The sequence below is a fragment of the Immundisolibacter sp. genome (assembly GCF_041601295.1).
GTDB lineage: Bacteria > Pseudomonadota > Gammaproteobacteria > Immundisolibacterales > Immundisolibacteraceae > Immundisolibacter.
The window spans coordinates 1-19,388 of the sequence record NZ_JBFIII010000016.1 but is presented as its reverse complement, the minus strand read 5'-3'; the positions used below and the strand labels follow the sequence as shown (position 1 = coordinate 19,388).

At 59.7% G+C, this 19,388-nt stretch carries 20 protein-coding genes; 8 read left to right on the top strand and 12 right to left on the bottom strand.

Going from position 1 to position 19,388, the window contains the following annotated elements; translation table 11 throughout:
- The first annotated feature begins 24 nt into the window (after positions 1 to 24).
- The 4 genes from gap to ABZF37_RS03565 all read left to right on the top strand — a co-directional run bounded on the left by gap (position 25) and on the right by ABZF37_RS03565 (position 3,367).
- The gene (gene gap, locus ABZF37_RS03580; RefSeq protein WP_372716841.1) at positions 25 to 1,035 is read left to right on the top strand and encodes a type I glyceraldehyde-3-phosphate dehydrogenase; all 1,011 of its coding nucleotides are present in this window, start codon (positions 25 to 27) and stop codon (positions 1,033 to 1,035) included.
- Between the two features lie 11 nt (positions 1,036 to 1,046).
- Positions 1,047 to 2,243 carry a phosphoglycerate kinase gene (locus ABZF37_RS03575; protein ID WP_372716839.1) on the top strand — a complete coding sequence of 399 codons (1,197 nt, stop codon included), beginning with the start codon at positions 1,047 to 1,049 and terminating at the stop codon, positions 2,241 to 2,243.
- Between the two features lie 61 nt (positions 2,244 to 2,304).
- Positions 2,305 to 3,090 (top strand): SDR family NAD(P)-dependent oxidoreductase, encoded by a 786-nt coding sequence (locus ABZF37_RS03570; protein ID WP_372716837.1) that lies wholly within the window; start codon positions 2,305 to 2,307, stop codon positions 3,088 to 3,090.
- Between the two features lie 31 nt (positions 3,091 to 3,121).
- Entirely contained in the window at positions 3,122 to 3,367 is a 246-nt protein-coding gene (locus ABZF37_RS03565) for a sulfurtransferase TusA family protein (RefSeq protein WP_372716835.1), read from the top strand.
- An 87-nt stretch (positions 3,368 to 3,454) separates the two neighbouring features.
- Here ABZF37_RS03565 and ABZF37_RS03560 read toward each other — a convergent pair whose 3' ends face one another.
- Entirely contained in the window at positions 3,455 to 4,540 is a 1,086-nt protein-coding gene (locus tag ABZF37_RS03560; RefSeq protein WP_372716833.1) for a glycosyltransferase family 4 protein, read from the bottom strand.
- A 246-nt stretch (positions 4,541 to 4,786) separates the two neighbouring features.
- On the opposite strand from ABZF37_RS03560, the gene ABZF37_RS03555 reads away from it, so the two are divergent.
- Positions 4,787 to 5,695 carry a hypothetical protein gene (locus ABZF37_RS03555; RefSeq protein ID WP_372716831.1) on the top strand — a complete coding sequence of 303 codons (909 nt, stop codon included), beginning with the start codon at positions 4,787 to 4,789 and terminating at the stop codon, positions 5,693 to 5,695.
- A 100-nt stretch (positions 5,696 to 5,795) separates the two neighbouring features.
- Here ABZF37_RS03555 and ABZF37_RS03550 read toward each other — a convergent pair whose 3' ends face one another.
- The 8 genes from ABZF37_RS03550 to ABZF37_RS03515 all read right to left on the bottom strand — a co-directional run bounded on the left by ABZF37_RS03550 (position 5,796) and on the right by ABZF37_RS03515 (position 14,691).
- A complete protein-coding gene (locus tag ABZF37_RS03550; RefSeq protein ID WP_372716829.1) occupies positions 5,796 to 6,749 on the bottom strand; it encodes a GDP-mannose 4,6-dehydratase in 954 nt (317 codons plus the stop codon).
- Positions 6,749 to 8,011 carry a class I SAM-dependent methyltransferase gene (locus ABZF37_RS03545; RefSeq protein WP_372716826.1) on the bottom strand — a complete coding sequence of 421 codons (1,263 nt, stop codon included), beginning with the start codon at positions 8,009 to 8,011 and terminating at the stop codon, positions 6,749 to 6,751. Before ABZF37_RS03545 ends, ABZF37_RS03550 begins: the two co-directional genes overlap by 1 nt.
- A gap of 71 nt (positions 8,012 to 8,082) precedes the next feature.
- Positions 8,083 to 9,099, bottom strand: a complete 1,017-nt coding sequence (locus tag ABZF37_RS03540; protein ID WP_372716824.1) for a glycosyltransferase family 2 protein — start codon at positions 9,097 to 9,099, stop codon at positions 8,083 to 8,085.
- A gap of 244 nt (positions 9,100 to 9,343) precedes the next feature.
- Positions 9,344 to 10,537, bottom strand: a complete 1,194-nt coding sequence (locus ABZF37_RS03535; protein ID WP_372716822.1) for a hypothetical protein — start codon at positions 10,535 to 10,537, stop codon at positions 9,344 to 9,346.
- An 87-nt stretch (positions 10,538 to 10,624) separates the two neighbouring features.
- On the bottom strand, positions 10,625 to 10,978 hold the full coding sequence (locus tag ABZF37_RS03530) for a hypothetical protein (RefSeq protein ID WP_372716820.1): 354 nt from the start codon (positions 10,976 to 10,978) through the stop codon (positions 10,625 to 10,627).
- A gap of 397 nt (positions 10,979 to 11,375) precedes the next feature.
- Positions 11,376 to 12,359 (bottom strand): GDP-L-fucose synthase family protein, encoded by a 984-nt coding sequence (locus ABZF37_RS03525; protein ID WP_372716818.1) that lies wholly within the window; start codon positions 12,357 to 12,359, stop codon positions 11,376 to 11,378.
- Between the two features lie 121 nt (positions 12,360 to 12,480).
- Positions 12,481 to 13,611, bottom strand: coding sequence for a GDP-mannose 4,6-dehydratase (gene gmd / locus ABZF37_RS03520; RefSeq protein ID WP_372716816.1), 1,131 nt, complete (start codon positions 13,609 to 13,611; stop codon positions 12,481 to 12,483).
- Between the two features lie 210 nt (positions 13,612 to 13,821).
- On the bottom strand, positions 13,822 to 14,691 hold the full coding sequence (locus ABZF37_RS03515) for a YicC/YloC family endoribonuclease (protein ID WP_372716814.1): 870 nt from the start codon (positions 14,689 to 14,691) through the stop codon (positions 13,822 to 13,824).
- A gap of 173 nt (positions 14,692 to 14,864) precedes the next feature.
- Here ABZF37_RS03515 and rph point away from each other — a divergent pair, with 173 nt between their 5' ends.
- Positions 14,865 to 15,581 (top strand): ribonuclease PH, encoded by a 717-nt coding sequence (rph, locus tag ABZF37_RS03510; protein ID WP_372716812.1) that lies wholly within the window; start codon positions 14,865 to 14,867, stop codon positions 15,579 to 15,581.
- Positions 15,581 to 16,207, top strand: coding sequence for an RdgB/HAM1 family non-canonical purine NTP pyrophosphatase (gene rdgB / locus ABZF37_RS03505; protein ID WP_372716810.1), 627 nt, complete (start codon positions 15,581 to 15,583; stop codon positions 16,205 to 16,207). Before rph ends, rdgB begins: the two co-directional genes overlap by 1 nt.
- A gap of 12 nt (positions 16,208 to 16,219) precedes the next feature.
- On the opposite strand, the gene ABZF37_RS03500 is transcribed toward rdgB, so the two are convergent.
- The 3 genes from ABZF37_RS03500 to ABZF37_RS03490 all read right to left on the bottom strand — a co-directional run bounded on the left by ABZF37_RS03500 (position 16,220) and on the right by ABZF37_RS03490 (position 18,986).
- Complete coding sequence (locus ABZF37_RS03500; RefSeq protein ID WP_372716808.1) at positions 16,220 to 17,026, bottom strand: inner membrane protein YpjD; 807 nt, start codon at positions 17,024 to 17,026, stop codon at positions 16,220 to 16,222.
- A 146-nt stretch (positions 17,027 to 17,172) separates the two neighbouring features.
- Positions 17,173 to 17,652 (bottom strand): aromatic-ring-hydroxylating dioxygenase subunit beta, encoded by a 480-nt coding sequence (locus ABZF37_RS03495; RefSeq protein ID WP_372716806.1) that lies wholly within the window; start codon positions 17,650 to 17,652, stop codon positions 17,173 to 17,175.
- Positions 17,653 to 17,663: 11 nt separating this feature from the next.
- A complete protein-coding gene (locus ABZF37_RS03490; protein ID WP_372716804.1) occupies positions 17,664 to 18,986 on the bottom strand; it encodes an aromatic ring-hydroxylating dioxygenase subunit alpha in 1,323 nt (440 codons plus the stop codon).
- 215 nt (positions 18,987 to 19,201) lie between these two features.
- Here ABZF37_RS03490 and ABZF37_RS03485 point away from each other — a divergent pair.
- A partial coding sequence (locus ABZF37_RS03485) for a Maf family protein (protein WP_372716802.1) occupies positions 19,202 to 19,388 on the top strand: 187 nt, incomplete at its 3' end.

Sequence of the window (19,388 nt, the reverse complement as noted above, 5' to 3'; positions counted from 1 at the left end):
ACGATTTTTGCAAGGAGAAGGGCAATGGCGATCAAGGTAGCAATCAACGGGTATGGCCGCATCGGACGCAACGTGCTGCGCGCGCTCTACGAGAGCAATCGTACCGGCGAGATACAGGTGGTGGCTGTGAATGATCTTGGCGACGCCAGGATTCTGGGCCATCTGACGCGCTACGACACCGCCCATGGCAAATTCCCCGGCACCGTGGAAGTGACGGACGACGCGCTGATCGTCAATGGCGACCGCATTCGCGTTACCGCCGAGCGGGATCCGGCCAAGCTGCCGTGGGCCGAGCTCGGGGTTGACGTCGTACTTGAGTGCACCGGCTTTTTTGCCAGCAAGGAAAAAGCCTCGGCGCATTTGCGCGCCGGTGCCCGCAAGGTGGTGATTTCGGCCCCGGCCGGGGGTGTGGACGCCACCGTTGTCTACGGCGTGAATCACAACGTGCTCAAAGCCGGCGACACGGTCGTGTCAAATGCCTCCTGCACCACCAATTGTCTGGCGCCGCTGGCTCAGGTGCTGCACCAGAAGGTTGGCATCCTGCAAGGGCTGATGACCACGGTACATGCCTACACCAACGACCAGGTGTTGACCGACGTCTATCACGAGGATGTGCGTCGCGCCCGTTCGGCCACGCAGTCCATGATCCCCACCAAGACCGGCGCGGCGGCGGCTGTGGGCCTGGTGCTGCCGGAACTGAAAGGAAAACTGGATGGCTTCGCCATTCGCGTGCCGACCATCAACGTGTCGATTGTCGACCTCACCTTTACGGCCGGGCGCGCGACCAGCGTGGACGAGATCAACGCCGCGGTGCTTGAGGCGGCAAACGGCAGACTCAAGGGCATCCTCGCCTACACCGAGGAACCGCTGGTGTCCGTGGATTTCAACCACAACCCGGCCTCGTCGACCTACGACGCCACCCTGACCAAGGTCATCGACGGCACGCTGGTCAAGGTCTGCTCCTGGTACGACAACGAGTGGGGCTTCTCCAACCGCATGCTGGATACCGCGTTGGCGCTGGCCAAGGTCGGTTGAGCACGCGCTAGATGGGCGAGCCATTATCCGTACTGCGCATGGTCGACCTGAATCTGGTCGGCAAGCAGGTGATGATTCGCGCCGACCTGAACGTGCCTGTGCAGGATGGCGCGATCCTTGACGACACGCGTATCCGCGCGTTTGTGCCGAGTGCTCGGGCGGCGCTGGAGGCCGGCGCGGCGGTACGGGTGCTCTCGCACCTGGGCCGGCCCAAGGAAGGGGCATTCGATGCCAGTGCCAGCCTGGTGCCTGTGGCGGTACGGCTTGGCGAGTTGCTCGGTCGGCCGGTGCGCTGCGAACGCGACTGGTTGGACGGCACAGTCATCGCCCCGGGAGACCTGGTCCTGTGCGAGAACGTGCGCTTCAACGTTGGCGAGAAAAAACACGACGAGGTCCTGTCTAGGCGCATGGCGGCCTTGTGCGACGTCTACGTGATGGACGCTTTTGGCACCGCACATCGCGCCGAGGCGTCCACTCATGGCGTGGCGCGTTTTGCCAAGGTGGCCTGTGCCGGACCCTTGCTGGTGGCGGAGCTCGACGCCCTCGAGAAGGCCCTTGCGGCCCCCAAACGGCCATTGGTGGCCATCGTCGGCGGCGCCAAGGTGTCGAGCAAGCTCGCCGTGCTGTCCCACCTGCTGACTATGGTCGACCGCCTGATCGTCGGCGGCGGCATTGCCAATACGTTTCTGGTGGCGGCGGGCCACAGCGTCGGTCGTTCCCTGTACGAGCCTGCGCTGGTCGACACGGCGCGCGATCTGCTGAAGCAGGCGACGGCGCTGGGGCGCCCGATTCCCCTGCCAACGCGCGTGGTGGTCGCGACTGAAATCGGCGACACCGTGCCAGTCGCGGTCAAGGACGTGGATGACGTGGACGACGACGAAATGATTCTTGATTTCGATCCCGAGTTCGCGCGTGAGCTGGGAAACATCGTGCGCAGCGCTGGCACGGTGGTATGGAACGGTCCGCTGGGGGTTTTTGAATACCCGGCATTTGCCCAGGGGACGCGGCTGCTGGCGCAGGCAGTCGCCGAATCGACGGCATTTTCCATCTGCGGCGGCGGCGAAACCCTGGCCGCCATCGCCAAATTCGGGATTGCCGACCGGGTGTCGTACATTTCAACCGGCGGTGGCGCCTTCCTGCAAGTGCTGGAGGGCAAAACCCTGCCGGCCGTGGCCATACTGACCGAGCGGGCGGCCACAAAACGATAAATTCGCTCGCCGCTATGGCCGTTCGGGGGCCGGCGCCGATGCATCACGAGGAGACGACGACATGACACAGCGTTTTGCCGGCAAGGTGGCTATCGTGACCGGCGGCGGCGCGGGAATCGGCCGCGCCATCGTCGACGAATGGGTCAGGGACGGTGGCAGCGTCACCATTTGTGACATGGATCTGCACGCCGCCGAGAAGGCTGCCGCCGAAGTCGCTGCGGCCGGCGGCCAGGCGCTGGCCCTGGAAATGGACGTCAACAACCTCGAAGCCGTGGCCGGCATGGTGCCAGCCACCGTCAAACGTTTCGGGGGCCTTGACGTGCTGTTCAACGTCGCCGGCAACAACATGATGAAAAACGTCGAAGAGGCCAACGATGAGGAGTGGCACTTCATCGTCGACACCAACCTGACCTCTGTCTATCGCTGTTCGCACGTGGCGATCCCCGAGATCAAGAAGCGCGGCGGTGGGGTCATCATCAATATCGCTTCCACGGCCGGGATCCTGGCCGAGAATCGCTGCGCTGCCTATTCGGCGGCAAAGGCCGCAGTTATCAACCTGTCCAAAAACATGGCCATGGACTTTGCCCGCCACAACATCCGCGTCAACGCCATCTGCCCCGGCGGCACCTGGACGCCGCGCATCCGCGGCTACATGGCGCGCTTCCCGGAACATCAGAAGATGATGACCGAGGTATGCGCCATGGAGCGCATGGCCGAGCCCCACGAGATTGCCAAACCGGCGGTGTTCCTGGCCTCCGACGATGCGTCCTTCATCACCGGTGCGGCGCTGGTGGTGGACGGCGGCATGACCGCCGGCAAGCGTTTCGAACTGTTCGACTCGATATGAGTGCCAGCGTCGTGAACAAGCCGGTCGCGTCATGAGCGTCGACTCGCTGATCACGCTGCCGCAGGTCGACCTATCCAGCTACGGCTGTCCGCTGCACTACGTCAAGGCGCGCCAAACCTTGTCTCGAATGGCGCCAGGCGAGCGGGTGGCCTTTCTGTTCGCGGCTGGTGAATCGGCCGAGCAAGTCCGCGACAGCCTGGCCCAGGACGGACATCGGGTGCTAACAGTACGGACACAGGGCGACACCTTGCGGGTGGAAGTGGCCAAGGCTGGGTGATGTGAAGCGGGGGAGGAGGCGAGTGGGCCACAGCCTGTTTTTGTTCGACCAGTTCGGGGCCGCGCGCAGCGCGACTGAGCAATCACTTTATTCCTCGCGCACCATGCCAATCCGCATCATTGCCGCCTCCAGTTCTGCTCCTGACGAGCCCCAGTCGGGCTGTGGCCCATAACTGACCGCGCCTAGTTCCAGGGCCGCCAGCAGTCCCTCGGCCAAGGCCCCTGCATCACCTGCTGGAACCAGCCGGTCCGGAAAATCCCGCAGCACCCAGGCCGTGCTGGCCGTGCGGCTGGCCACCACCGGCCGGCCGCAGGCCATCGCCTCGTACAGCTTGATGGGATAGCTGTAATCGCCGAACGCGCCAGGCGTGTTCATCACCGCCACGATGTCCAGCGCCTGGTACAGCGCCGGCATGTCTGCGTCCGGCAGATAACCCAGCCACAGCGCATCCGCTGGCACATCCACACCCGCAAAGCGCCGGCCCGTCAGAACCAGCCGCGCGTCCGGCCGCTGCGCCTGTACGCGGGTCATCGCGTCGAACAGCGTGCCCATGTCCCGGCTGGGGTGAATGCCGCCCGTGTAGCCGATCAGCGCCCCGTGCGCCGGCAGGCCAAGCTGCCCGCGTGCTGAAGCGGTATCGCCGGGGACAAAACCCACCGGATCGGCCGCCATCGGCAGCACCAGCGTCGTCGCCGGATCGCGCTTTGCACCGAGCAAAGCTGCCAGCGTCGGCCCGGCCACGGTCAGCAGGTCAGCCCGCGCCGCCGCCCGCTGCCAGGCCGCGTGCACCGGCCACGCCCAGGGGATGTAACTGGCGTAGTTGTCGTACGCATCCACCCACAGCTGCGCGCCCGTCCGCCGGGCGAGGTGCGCCGCAAGCACGGCATACCAGGTATCTGAAAGGCCGCCGATCCAGTCCGGCCGCTCCGACCGCACCAGCTGCTGCGCCAGCGCCAAGTAACGCAGCGCCCCAGCGCCGCGTACGCTGATGGACCGCACCGTCACGCCTTCGCGCTCCACGCACGCGTCCGGCTCCTTCAGATAACTGGCCAGCAGCACCGTCACCCGGTGCCCATGTCGGGCCAGTTCCGCCGGCAGATGGTGGAAGCGGCCGAATGGCCGCTCCAACAGGTCGCGGTTCTGGGGGCGGCGTTTGGAAAGTAGCAAAAACATCATCGTTATCCCAGTCCGCCTCCCACCACCTAAAAACCGGCCTTCGTCAGCCGGACCAAATAATGGAGACACCCTCTTGGCATTCACGCCGTCTGCAGGGCACACTAGCATCCAAGATAACGGCTTCCCCGTTACCGCAGACCTCCCGACAGTGGATGCGCCAAGCCTAGAATCGACGCCACCGATTTAACGCTATTTTTCTGCGATATCAAAACGCACTCAAGCTCGAAAGGGATACCTAAATTAATGCGCGAACGCCTTGTGAGCCTTTATCGTAAATTTCGCAATTGGATGCAAGGGGTTGATGCGCATGAGCGGACTCTGACGCTACTAGGCGCAATGTTCGCACATCAAATTTCCACAAAACGCAACATATCATCACTTCACGAAGTTGAGTTTCGAGTGTTCTCTCAATGGGGTGATGACGGAATTATACAGTGGCTATTAGCACGTATGCCTGAATTGCCCAAAACATTTATTGAATTCGGCGTTGAAGACTACTCCGAATCTACCACGCGATTCCTGACGCTAAATAATAACTGGCGTGGGTTAGTAATGGATGGATCTCCGGAAAAAATAGCCCGTTTAGGAGGTCAGAAATGGTTCTGGCGCCATGATCTAACCGCCACTTCCCATTTCCTTACGCGTGATAACATCAATAAGATAATCGAAGAATGGGCCGACGAAGAGAAACTTGGTTTACTCCATATCGATGTGGATGGGAACGACTTCTGGCTGTGGGATGCCATACAATGCATCACTCCAAGTATTGTAATTGTGGAGTACAATGCACTATTCGGTTCGGAACGCGCTATAACGGTGCCCTATGTAGAAAATTTCCAAAGACACACAGCCCATTATTCCGGGCAGTACGCGGGCGCTTCGCTAGCCGCAATAACGTGGCTAGGCCAAAAAAAAGGGTATGCGCTGATCGGTACTAACAGCGCAGGTAATAACGCGTACTATGTTCACGTGAGTGAACTAACCGAAGAAGTACGGTCCGTAGCGGTCGATATTGCATTTGTGAAATCGAACTTCAGAGATAGCCGAGATCGTCGTGGACGAATGACCTATTTATCCTTCGAGGAACGGCAATCTCTGATTCGAGGCCTGCCAATGTTTAATGTGCTGACGGGTGAGCTGGAGCCTTTTTAACGGCCATTTGGGCTTCCTGCTGCGTAACCAAGGAATGCCTCCCTCCCTATAAATTTCGATACGTCAAAAAATAAAAAACTAGAAAAAGTTCTATAACACTTCACCGATTTCCCTGAAATTTTTTCTCAGACGCATTTACAAGAAGCTTAATCATGGTTGAAAAGTCCATACTAGGTGTCCACCCCGTCACTTCACGAAGACGAGACGAGTCACCGCATAATTCTTGAGCGTTACGATGCAGAATGCTCGATTGTTCAGTAACATATTTCTCCCACTGTATACCCAAATGGCTCGCGGCAATCATAATTAGCTCTCTGACACTATGCGTCTTCCCAGTGGCTATTACAAAATCGCCGGGACTATCCGCCTCGAGTACCAATTGCATCGCGCGCGTGTAATCCGGCGCATAACCCCAGTCTACGCGAGCGTCAAGATCACCTACCTCCAGCGACGTAGCGTGGCCATATTTAATCGCTACCAGTCCATCAATTGCGCGTCGTGACAAAAACTTCTCGCCACGCAGTGGCGACTCGTGATTGTAAAGAATTCCACATGACACATACATTCGATAAACACGTCGATAATAATCTGCTAATAACATTCCCATCATTTTCGTAATCCCATAAATACAGTTTGGTTTCAATTCTGTGTTTTCATTTTGAGGACTAATGGCACTCTCCCCAAAAACCCGTGAGGATGATGCGTAAAAAATCCGTGATTGAGGGCAAAACAACCTCGCGCAAAGGAGGAAATGATTGAAGGCGTTCACGTGTACTGTAAGGCTAGTGGTCACAATATCCCCCTCATTCTCGACATTTTCTTGTGAGCTGTGATGGTGAGCCGCGAGAAAAAAAATCGACTCTGGCTTAAGATATCGCATCAACCTCGTAACAGAGGCTAGGTCAGAAATGTCAGTATTTTTGTCCCACTTTACATTGTGTACGCTTGATCCGCGTCGAGAAATTCCGATAACCGACACGCCGCTCTGGACAAGTTGATCCCACAAAAAACGACCATCTTGTCCTGTATGGCCAACGATAAGAGCGCACCTCATCAATCACCTACTATTTCTATTTCAGGAAGCGGGAAGATTAGTTTCCCCCCCGAGGCGAGATAGTCGGCCTCCCTTTGAATGATCGCCGACTTAAAGTGCCACGGCAGAACCAAAAAATAGTCAGGGCACATAGCACGCGCCTCGGTTTCGGAAATAATTGGAATGAGAGTTCCAGGAGTGTATGCTCCAAACTTCTCTGCGTTGACTTCCGCGATCGCGGGAATGTGCTGCGGACCAAACTGGCAAAATTGCAATAAAACATTGCCCTTGGTAGAAGCACCATATCCGAGTACACGCTTGCCATCGGTGACGAGCGTTTGAACGAGTCGTTGGAGGTCGACCCTATGCCTGAAAACTCGATCTTCAAATTGACGATAGGGCTTGGTTGAGTTAAGTTCCAAACGTTCTTCTTGTTGTAAGATCCAGTCAATTATGGGATCCACACTGGGAATTTCGGATTTATCGTGGCAGGCCGAAACCGCGATGCTACCCCCATTTACACCGTTCATTTGAACGTTAACGATGCGCATCCCATTTCTGTCTAGAAGGTTTTTTATTACCTGGAGTGAATAGTACTCTAAATGCTCGTGGCACACGGTATCGTAAGCGTTGGTCCGCAACATTGAAGGCATGTAGCTTTGCTCAAAGTGCCAAATGCCAGACGGGGCCAATATTGTTTTTATATCTTGAATAAAAGCGTTTGGGTCTTCCAGATCATAGAACATCGCCACCGAAGTAACGACGTTTGCCTTTCGGCCCCCGGATAGTCGAAGAAAACCATTAGCCGAAAAGAACTCTGTTCCGATTTCAATTCCGGAGTCGTAGAACGTCTGAAATTTACCGGCAGTTGGATCCATTCCGACACGGCGAATGTTCGGCGTCGAGTAGGCGTTTAGTAATGTCCCATCATTACTCCCGATATCCAGTACCCAGTCGCCCGCCCTAAGTGGATGTTTGCGCTCAAGTCCTCTCACCTTGCCTTTCAAGTGAGCAACCATCGAAGCGTTCAATCCAGAGCGGTAGCCATAGTTCTCGCCATACATTTCTAGAAGGCTATAGGAATGTTTGAGTTGTAGTAATCCGCTGTCGGGGCACCAAACGAGCTCCAGGGGGCCGCTAGTGACGGTGCGGTCAGGGCTGCGCGGAAAAACGCCTGTTAGGCATTGTGTACCCAGATTGAGTACGGAAATCAAATGTTGACTGCCACTTATTCGGCATTCGTTAATTGCCTTAATCTCACCGGGTTTCAGTGTTTTAAGCAAGCTATAATCCCCTTTTCCTTAATCTGTCTGAATGTTACCGCGATATCGTTAGAAGATCGTTAGAAGATTGATTAAGATCTAAACCAGTTTTTGAAATAAAAACGGCTTGATCTCATGTCAAGTAGGTGGATATTGGAATCACGATAATTTCGCCTGCAATATATTAGGCCGAAGAGATTCGCGAGAGCGCCAGGAAAAATCGCTATGCTTAAGATTTTGCATCTGTCCCACCGTGACGTGAGGCGCGGCCTTAGCCATCTGGAGTAATCCATAATGCCGTATGTACCTTTCGCCCTATAGAAAAAGAGACTTTTTATGCTCCTCCAAGGTTGTTTTCGATAACATTTGCTTTTCGTGGCAGAGGATATCCCGGAGAGCGACCATATCAGGTCTGTCCATCGAATCATGCGAATCTCGAATTCCTTAGGTCGCCAAACGGCGTTTCCGAACCGGATTGAGATTAAGGGCTCGTGCAGGACAATTGAGTCACTGGGGAGTGGCGCTTGAAAGATCACCCCGATGTGAATGAAGTAAGATCCAAAGAAAGATTCTCGCAGGCGGGCTAGCCATATGTTGCGTCGAATCACGACGGCCCCTATATACGTCAGGTAGGCAGAAGTTTCCGTGAAGAGAGTTTCGAACTCTGACGGTTCGTAGATGCGATTGTTTGCGAAGCGTAATCTGCTTGGGTCAAGTAATTCTGAAAAATCGAACGTTCGGACCTCGGAATTTACTATGATCAAACTGAAGTGGTTTTCAATGGCACTCAGGACTTCGGTGATGGCTCCAGGCATGAGAAGGTCGTCGTCTGACATTAGCCAACAATACTCACCTGTGGCGAGTCCTACTGCAAAGTCGTAGTCACGGTCAACACCTCCGTTTACGGGTTGTTTCTGGTAACGTAGATTCGGGATGGTACCTTGAAGTTCTAACACGATATTTTCTGTGTTGTCTGAGGAGGCCCCGTCTACGATCACGATTTCCACGGCATCGGTAAGTTGGGCGGCGACACTTTGCAGGGTTTCAGCGATAAAGGCTCCACGATTGCGTGTGGCGATGCAGATAGAGAGTGTGATGGGTGCATTCACTTATGCGTACTCGAGTAATCGGTGGGAATGAGCCCAGGTGCGTGTGAGGAGCAGGTGATGGTGAATTATGGGTCTCATCTGCTTTCTACAGTAGTAAGTTACCGCCCTCAGCTAATTATGTTTCCGCAATGTAGGGTTCGGGTGAAATGACGCGGCTGCAACGTTCGGAGCTCGGTTCTTAGAAAGTGGGATCGCTTTGAACAGCATTTGCGAGGGTGGGACTAAGATTAGCTAGGTCTGGCCTTCATCGCGATGAGCCCGCTTGGGCCGAGCGTTTGCTGCGCAGTAGTATCCACCCTTGGATGAGGATTAGTATCGCTTCAGTCCCGTAGGCAGCGCCAATGGTACCGGTGATGCCAAAGGTAGGTGCTAATGCTGCAATTAGGGCCACGCTGGTAACTGCCCCGATACCATGTACTAAAAAAAAATGGCCATGAAGGTTCAAAGCCGTCATTGCGGTTCCGAGCAACCAGCGGAAAACTTGTACTGTCGGAAGTGCTGCGAGCAGCAGAACGGCAGGCACGGCGGCATCGAAACTTGGACCCAGTATCCACGGTATCCATTGGGCACTCATGGCGAGGGCGGTGCCCCCTGCTATTGCCGTTGCGAGTGGGATCAGGCCAAGTGTGAAGGTGGTAGCGATCGGCCGTGGCGCGCGGTAGGCGCGCGGCGCCAGTGTTTCCAGCATCGCAAGAACCGGGAGGAGCAGAAGATCGGTAAACCGTTGTGCGGCGCTCAGGGCGCCTGCGCTGGCGGTATTACTGATCCGGGCCAGCATGGGTTTGTTGATTTCCGCTTGAACCTTTTGCGCTGCGTATGCAAACGCGAACGGAAGGCCGGCACGGGCAATGCTGCGAAGTGGGTTGGCGGAAAAGTGTGGTCGCTGAGGGCCGCGACTTTGGATCAGGATAAGGACTCCCAGATACAGCGCGCTGCTGGCGAGGTAGCCCCAGGCCCAGCTTGCCGGGGTCCAGTCGAGCAGTGGCATCAGGGCGACGAAAGTCGCCAGTCGGGCGAGAATCAGGCCGCTCGAAATCAATCCCATCCGGCCGACCCGGCCCTGGCTCTGATAAACGCGGCCGATGGCATCCACGGCCGTTGCACAGGCAACCTCGGCCACCACGATGGCGGCCATTGCCGAGGCGGGGAGCGTGCCGCTGAGCAGTAACAGGGTTGTCGCCAGGGCCAGCACGGAAAAAACCGGCGTGGTGACCAGCCACATACGCAGCAGATCGCCGGTCAGTTCCGGCAGTCGTTCGGGCTGGCGTGCGCCGTCTCGCACCAGCACCGCCGAGGCGCCCATGCCCGCAAAAGAAAAAATGCCGGCTAGCGCCATGATTGCAATTAGCGCCCCATAACCATCTACCCCCATAGACTGCGCCACGAGAATGAACAGCGCCGTCTGAGCGGTGGTGCGTAACGCCAGCCAACCGAACAACGTACCGCTGGCGCGCAGATATCCGCCAGGTCGCCAGGCGAGCAGTTTTGTCAGTGTGGCGGTGGTTACGGTCAAGGCGAGGGTGTTTCAGCAGCTTTGTGGAATGTTGTATCGCGATTGGGCGTAGAAGCGGATGGCGTTCTGTACGGTGCACAGGGTATCGACGACGCCACGGACACGCTTGAACATGGCATCGGGCCGCTCGACGTATGGCGGTGCAGGTGAGACGCATCCTAGGCCAGCGGTTGGCGCTTTCGATCGTTCGGCGCTGGCGCGCAGCAATCCCGGGGGCGGTTTGTCGACCAGGGTGTTCATAGGTCCGAACTTGGCGCCGAAGGCCTCTATACAGCCACCCGACCTGGTCGAGTGAGGTCTGCGGATCGTATAGGTCGATGTCGCCGCCGGCGGTTGGGTGTCAGTGCGCGAGCCGAACAGCGACATACCTGCCTCGGAGCCGAAGATGTGGGCACCGGCGTGCGGAGGGTGTCTACCCGCAGCAGCGTGTGGCGTAGGGGGCGGCTGGAATGTTGGTCATCGGATATCGGCGTGGGCGGTGGTCGCGACGGTTGGATTATGCGCCGTGATAGATGTGGTTGAAACGCACGGGTCCGGGTGGAAACGGGCCGAGGCGTGGGTCATTCATCCGGCAAAGGCGGGCTCCTACACCGAGTAGAGACCGGTTAGAGTTCGCAGATACGGCGAGGCCTGTGTTGCAACTGCCCTTATCGCTGTACCCGGTGGGGCGTGGTGGAGCCTTGTAAGCACAGTGAAACTCCGCGATGACGTCAGACCGTGCCGACGCGAATTTAGCTGTCGCAACTTCTTCGGTCCGACGGCGTCAATCAGCCAGCAGATCCCGGTATGCAGTCGCCAGCCCCGTGGGAAGGTTGGTGCGAGGGGCCCACCCCAAGGCATTGAGACGCGATACGTCCAGTAGCTTGCGCGGCGTGCCGTCCGGCTTGCTGGTGTCGTACTGAACTTCGCCAGTGTAACCGACGGTCTGGCCCACCAGCTCCACCAGCTCGCGGATGGTTAGATCCTGTCCCACGCCGATGTTGATGAGGGGTGCCAGATTTAGCGCGGATGAATCATCCGCGTCGCCGGCTGGCCACAGCAGGCGGTCGAAATCTGCGTCTGCCAGCCGCATCAGGTAGAGGCAGGCATCGGCCACATCATCGCTATAGAGGAATTCGCGTCGCGGGGTCCCGGTTCCCCACACGGTGACACTGGTATCGCCGCGCTGCGTAGCATCATGAAAGCGACGCAGCAGTGCCGGGATGACATGACTGTCCTGCGGGTGGTAGTTGTCTCCCGGCCCGTACACATTGGCTGGCATCGCCGCCAGGTAGCGGGTGCCGTGCTGACGGTTGTAGCTCCAGCACATTTCTATGCCCGCGATCTTGGCCAGTGCATAGGGCCGGTTGGTCGGCTCCAGCGGGCCGGTGAGCAGGTATTCCTCTTTCAGGGGCTGCGGGGCGAGCTTGGGGTAAATGCAGCTTGAGCCCAGGAACAGTAACCGGCGTACGCGGTGCCGCCACGCGCTATGCAAAACGTTGGTCTGGATCGCGAGGTTGTCCCGGATGAAATCCGCAGGGTAGGTATTGTTGGCGAGGATGCCGCCGACCCTGGCGGCAGCAAGGAAAACGTAGTCGGGTTTTTCCTGGGCAAAGAACGCTTCCGTAGCGGTCTGGTCAGTGAGGTCGAGCTCCGCGTGGCTGCGGGTGACCAGATGCGAAAAGCCGTAGGTGCCGAGCGCACGCAGCAGGGCCGAGCCAACGAGGCCACAATGGCCGGCGATATAGATTTTTGATTGGAGATTCATGCCTCGGCGCTGGTTTGCGAGTCAACGATGAGCGCGAGGGCTATGGAAAGGGTCGCCAAGACTTTTGGGGCCGGTGAGAGGGCAATCACGGCGACCGACGTTCCACGCTAATCGCGCCGGGTTACTCCTTATGGTCATAGGACTTGAATCCGGCCAGCTTGACCAGGGCATCGCGCTTGGCGGCCGAGTAGTCAGCTTCCACCATTTCCTTGACCAGCTCAGGCAATGTGGTTGCCGGTGACCAGCCGAGTTTTTGGCGGGCCTTGCTGGCGTCGCCGAGCAGGGTGTCGACTTCCGTCGGACGAAAGTAGCGCGGATCGACACGCACGATGGCCTGACCCGGCTTGATTCGGACTGTATTCCCATCGCTGAGCGGGCCGGTGGTGATCTGCTGTGCGTAGCCTACTTCGTCTATACCCTGGCCTTCCCAGCGTAGGGCAATGCCCAGTTCAGCCGCGGCCAATTCCACGAACTGACGCACGCTGTACTGCACGCCGGTAGCGATGACGAAATCTTCAGGCTGCGCCTGTTGCAGCATCAACCACTGCATCTCGACATAGTCGCGAGCGTGGCCCCAGTCACGCAGGGCCGACAGGTTTCCCAGGTACAGACACTCCTGCAAGCCCAACGCCAGGCGGGCCAGGGCGCGGGTGATCTTGCGAGTGACGAAGGTCTCGCCCCGAACGGGTGACTCGTGATTGAACAGGATGCCGTTACAAGCATACATGCCATAGGCTTCGCGGTAGTTCACCGTGATCCAGTAGGCGTACAGCTTGGCTACGGCGTAGGGACTACGCGGATAGAACGGCGTAGTCTCACGCTGCGGCATTTCTTGCACCAGGCCGTACAGCTCGGAGGTTGAGGCCTGGTAGAAACGGGTTGTCTTGTCCAGACCCAGAATACGGATGGCCTCCAGGACGCGCAGCGTGCCCAGACCATTCGCGTTGGCGGTGTATTCCGGCTCCTCGAAGCTCACCGCCACATGCGACTGGGCAGCGAGGTTATAGATTTCATCCGGTTGTATCTGTTGTATGACCCTGATCAGGCTGGTGGAATCGGTCAGATCTCCATAGTGCAAGATAAAACGGCGGCCCTTGTCGTGGGGATCCTGGTACAGGTGGTCGATTCGATCGGTATTAAAAAGCGAGGTCGGGCGCTTTATGCCATGCACCTCATAGCCCTTGTCCAGCAAGAACTCGGCTAGGTAGGCCCCGTCCTGTCCGGTAATGCCGGTGACAAGTGCTTTCTTCATGTGGGCTCTACCTAATGATCCAATAAACCGCTATCGGCGCAATCATGACAGAGCGCAGGAGGTGCATGAAGAGCAGCTCCGGTCCTGCGAAGGCGCGAACTCCGCTTCTGTGTCCCCGCTATGTTGACCGAACGGCAAGATTGGCACGAGGTCTTCGGAGCATCGGCGACGATGGAGCGGCCTTGAAGTCGCGGTGGCCGGATATCCGACCTACTCGATGTTCTGCACCTGTTCGCGCATTTGTTCGATGAGCACTTTCAAGCCGATGGCGGCCTGGGTGACGTCCATGTCCATGGCTTTTGATCCGACGGTGTTGGCTTCACGGCCAAGTTCCTGCATCAGGAAATCCAGGCGCCGGCCGACGGCGCCGCCCTGGGTCAGGCTGGCGCGGATTTCCTTGACGTGGATGGCGAGGCGGTCGAGTTCCTCGGCGATATCCCCTTTTTGCGCGGCCAGGACCAGTTCCTGTTCCAGGCGTGCGGGTTCCAACGGCACGCCGAGCGCGGCGATGCGTTCGCGCAGTTTGTCGCGCCAGGCGTCGCGGATGGCCGGCATACGGGTGCCGATGGTTTCAGCCAGGGTCAACACGCCAGCCGCGCGTTCTTCGATCAGTTCGGCCAGGCGCTCACCTTCCCGTCGGCGGGCCGCCTTGAGTTCACCAAAGGCGGTTGTCAGTGCATGCAGGGCCTCGGTTTCCAGCGCTTCCTGGTTGCCGGTGTCGGTCGACTGCACCACGCCCGGCCAGCGCAGCAGGTCGAGCGGATTAAGCGAGGCTGCGTGAGCGCCCAGATGGCTCCTGACCTGATTGGCGGCCGCCAGCAGCGCAGCCAGGGCAGTTTCGTTCACGTTCAGCGCCTGTACTTCGCTTGCCGCAACATAGCGCAGGCCAAGGTCCAGCTTGCCGCGGTGGACCTCACGGGCGGCCAGTTCACGCACCCGCGGCTCCAGGCTGCGAAGGGCGTCTGGCAGGCGTAGCGACAGTTCCAGGTAGCGGTGGTTGACGCTGCGCAGTTCCCAGGTGAATTCGCCGAGCGCACCGCTGCGCGTGCTGCGGGCAAAGGCGGTCATGCTGGAAATCATGGCTGGGTCCGGTAGTCGGCACGGGGTGCGGGAGGGCAGTGTAGCCCAGGGCTCTGGGTGTGCCGGGCTATAATCGGCGCCCCCTGACCGCTTTTGCCGTCACCTGCGGCGTTGCCGGCGGTCATGTGTCGAGTTCTCCTTCCTTTTGTCGCTTTACTTTTCAAGGACACGCCATGCGCCCCAGCGGCCGACGACCGGACCAGATGCGTCCGGTCACCATTACCCGTCAGTTCAGCAAATACGCCGAGGGTTCGGTGCTGGTGAGCTTTGGTGACACGCGAGTGATCTGCAACGCCAGCGTAGACGAGCGCGTGCCCGGCTTCAAACGCGGCAGTGGCAGCGGCTGGGTGACTGCCGAGTACGGCATGCTGCCGCGCGCGACACACACGCGCATGAAGCGCGAGGCGGCAACCGGCGGTCAGGGTGGGCGTACCCAGGAGATTCAGCGTTTGATCGGTCGCTCGCTGCGGGCGGTAGTGGATTTGTCGGCTCTTGGCGAGCGCACCATTACGCTGGATTGCGATGTCATTCAGGCCGACGGCGGTACGCGCACGGCGGCTATCACCGGCGCGTATGTGGCGCTGAGCGATGCACTGGCCAATCTGCGCAAACGCAAGGTGATTACACGGGACCCCATCCATGGCGCCATCGCGGCGGTGTCGGTGGGCATTGTTGGCGCAAAGGTAGTACTGGATCTCGACTATGCCGAGGATTCGAGCGCCGAGACCGACATGAACCTGGTCATCAACGACGCCGGTGCGTTTGTGGAGATTCAAGGCACGGCCGAAGGGCACGCGTTTCGCCCCGATGAGCTGACACAAATGATTGCCCTGGGCCAGCAGGGCGTGGCCGAGTTGATCGCGCTGCAGCGGGCGGCGCTGGCCGGTTGATGCGCCTGGTACTGGCCAGCGGGAACCGCGGCAAGCTGGCGGAACTGCGCGGTTTGCTGGGCAACCTGCCGCTCAGCTTGCAGGCGCTCGGCGACTTTACCGCCGAGGTCGCCGACGAGACCGCGCCAAGCTTCGTTGAAAACGCCATTCTGAAAGCGCGTTTTGCCGCCGCTGCCAGTCAGCTGCCCGCGCTCGCGGACGATTCCGGCCTGGAGGTGGATGCGCTCGGCGGCGCGCCCGGCGTACATTCCGCCCGCTACGCGGGACCCGCAGCGAACGACGCCGCCAACCGGCACAAGTTGCTTGAGGCTCTCGCGGGGCGGCCGGCAGATCAGCGCACGGCGCGGTTTTGCTGCGTGCTGGTGTATTTGCGCCACGCCAATGATCCCTGGCCGCAGATATTCACCGGCACCTGGCAAGGGCGGATTGCGCCCGCTGAGGCCGGCAGCAACGGCTTTGGCTACGATCCGGTGTTCTGGGTGCCTGACTTCGCGTGCACGGCGGCCGAACTGGACCCCGCGGACAAGGCGCGTCTGAGTCACCGCGCGCAGGCTACGGCTGGGCTACGGGCATATTTGCAGCAGGTTCTGGCCAATAACGTAAACAAGGCCGACCGGACAGACTGAATCTGGCTGCGTTTAACGAGTCTGTTGCAGCAGAAACTCAAGCGCGAACTTGCTGCCAAGATAGGCCAGCATCAACAGAGCAAAACCTGCCAGGGTCCAGCGCACCGCGGTCTGGCCGCGCCAGCCAGCCCGACGTCGGCCGATCAGCAAGGTGCCGATGACCAGCCAGGCGCAGATCGACAGCGCCGTTTTTTCAATGAGATGCGGCGCGAAAATGTCGCCCAGGAAAAGCATCCCGGACAGCAGCGCCAACGTCAGGGCCGCGAATCCCAGGGCCAGTATCTGAAACAGCAACTGTTCCATGTCGCCCAGCGGCGGCAAGGCGCGCAGTAAGCCACCGGGCGTGTGCTGACGTAGGCGACTGTCCTGATAGGCCATGAACAGAGCCTGAAGCGCCGCCAGGGCGAGCAGGCCATAGGCAAGTACCGACAGCAGTATGTGCAGCGCCAGCGGCAGGGCATCGACGATTGGCAATGGCGCTGCATGGCTGGGCAGCATCATCAGCAGCACCGACAGGGCCGCCAGCGGCGCCAGTACGACGCCGAGGTTATCCACCGCGCGCACGCTGGACAGGCCGCCGAACAGCAACATTACCAATGCTGCCAGCAGCGACACGGCGTTACCAAATCCGAGCAGCAGCGATGCGCCCTGGGGCACTACGTCGGCGAGCAGCCACAGGTGCGCAGCGGCCAGCAGCACGGTCAGGGCCCGCAGCGACCGGCGGGACCAGGGCTCCTGACGACGCAGTATCCAGCCGTAGCCCGCGCCAAGGGCAAGGTAGGCGGCGGCAAGCACAAGCGGGGGCAGGCTGAATTGCATGGGCGATGGGCGGGTTCAGGCAGCAGGCAGGTGGCCGATTCTACCGGAGCGCCGAGCATCGGCCGGGTGCGGTCGCGCGAGTGCGAAAGCGGCGCCGGGCAGTTTCGTTGTGGCCGATCGGCGCGACCCATCCGCAGCGTTGACGCTCAGACCAGAAATCCGAGCGCGGGAAGCTCGCCGTCGCTGTTGACCAGCAGGACTTTTTTGAATGCCATCTTCCAGGAGCCGTCCTGGCGGCGCAGCTGATGCTCGCTGCGCCCGGCCCAGGTGCGCAGCCAGGTCTTGTGACCGCGGCGCCGAAACTCGGTGATATTGAAGCTGGAATACACAAGCGCCGCGTCGTCGCCAGTGGGGTCGATCTCGACGTTGCCGACCAGGCGTGCCACCACCGAACGCGGGTCCTGAATGAACATGGCGTTACTTTTCATGCGTAACAGGCGGCGCGTGATCGCCGCCCGGTCGGCATAGATGATGGCGACGTCGGTGTCTGGCTCGCCATCGTGAGCGCAGGGCACCCAGTACACGCCGTCGTCGGTCCACAGCGCTTCCCAGTCCTCGAAGCGGTGCTGGTCCATCAGGCGGGCTTCGCGGTAGATGAACTGTTCTATCTCGTCACGTAGGCTCACTGAGGGACTCCTTATTCAGCCGTCATGACGGTTTTGTAGTGGCGCCAGATGCCACGTTGAGCGACTTCGTCGAGATTCTGGCAGGTGCGCACCGGCTGGCCGAAATCGTCGTCTTCGATGCGCTCGATGTGTCGGCCGCGGTTCAGTTCCAGCCAGGTGTCCGGCCGCACGGCCATGCCAGCCTGGCTGCGCTCGAACATTTCCATGTCGTCCGGGGCCAGAAAGCCGGCCGGCCCGAAACCGCCTTCCTGGGCGCGGATACGGGCGATGTTCACGGCCTCGGAAGCGCCCTTGAGCAGAGCTGGGTGGTAGTAGATGTGGGTGACGCTGTGGGCGACTGGCTGAATCACGCGCACCGCGTCCCACAGCAGCATCAGGTTCGGAAACACCATGATGTGGCAGGGGCCACCGCGGGCCAGCCACTGTGCCTTCTCGTGCGAGCCAATGCGCTGCGCCACGCCTTCGATCACCTCCGGCAGCAGGGTGCCGGTCGATCCGGTAAAGCGCAGCTTGTCGCCCTGCGCCCGGTTGGAGGTGAAGCTGTCCAGCACCGAGTGGCCACCGCCCAGGTCGCGCTGCATGGCGAGGGGGTTTTCAAGATCGCCACGGTCGGTGAAGGCGGCTTTCTTGTCGGTCGCCGACAGGCTGGCGAACTGCGCCAGCGCAGAGGCGTGGACGTACTCGGCATGATAGGCGTCGGTCAGGTTTTCAAGTTGCATCTTCCAGTTGGCGTCTACGGTAATGCCATGGCGGCCCGCCGACAGGTCAATTTCGCCGCCCGGCGCCAGATCGCAATAGCGCGACAGGTATGCCGCGGCGTTGCCCAGGTAGTCCTCGAAGCTGACGCCATCGCTGACCAGGCTGGCAAAGATGAAGCCCCGGTGTACGCCCATGCGCGGCACCTCGAACAGGTGCTGAGCCTCACCAGGCGGGCGATCGCCCCAGCCGGACACGTGCGTCGCCTCGCGCAGGGCTCCGGTGTTGTCGAACACCCAGCCGTGGTAGGCACACCGAAAAAACTTGGTGTTGCCACGCTCGCGCTGGCAAATGGTGTTGCCGCGGTGGGTGCAGCGGTTCAGCAGCAAGCGTATGCGCTGGTCCTCGCCGCGCACCATGATTACCGGCTGTCGACCGATCAGACGCAGCCGGTAGTCACCGACCTTGGGCAGTTCGCTTTCGTGACCGACGTACACCCAGCCCCGGTGATAAATGCGTTCGATCTCGTCCTCGAAAATGGCCTCATCCAGGTACAGGCGGCTGTGGACCAGGAAACCTTCCGGAGCGTCTTCGCGGATGAGTGTGCTGTAGTCGACGCGTTGCGTGTGCGCGTTCATGGCTGTCCTCGTACCTGAGTGGGATCGTCGTTGCCGCCAAGTTTACGACCGTTCGGACGGCTGGCGTCCAAACGACCAACTCTGGGGCAACGTTTTCGCGGTGGGTTCTTGACTGTGGCAAGGACCAGCCCCTTCCTCGCGATGGCCGGCGGAACGCCAGCTTGGTACCGTTAAACTTCGGCGCCGCTAACCGACACTGAATTCGGCTCATACCCATGCGATTGATACTTGCCTCGACCTCGCCACGCCGACGTGAGTTGTTGGCGCAGTTGGATATTGAGTTTGAAGTGGCGGCAGTGGCGGTGGACGAGCGGCCGCTGGCTGCCGAACTTGCCAGCGATCATGTATGTCGGTTGGCCCTGGCCAAGGCGCGGGCCGGGGCGGCGAACTACGGGCCACACG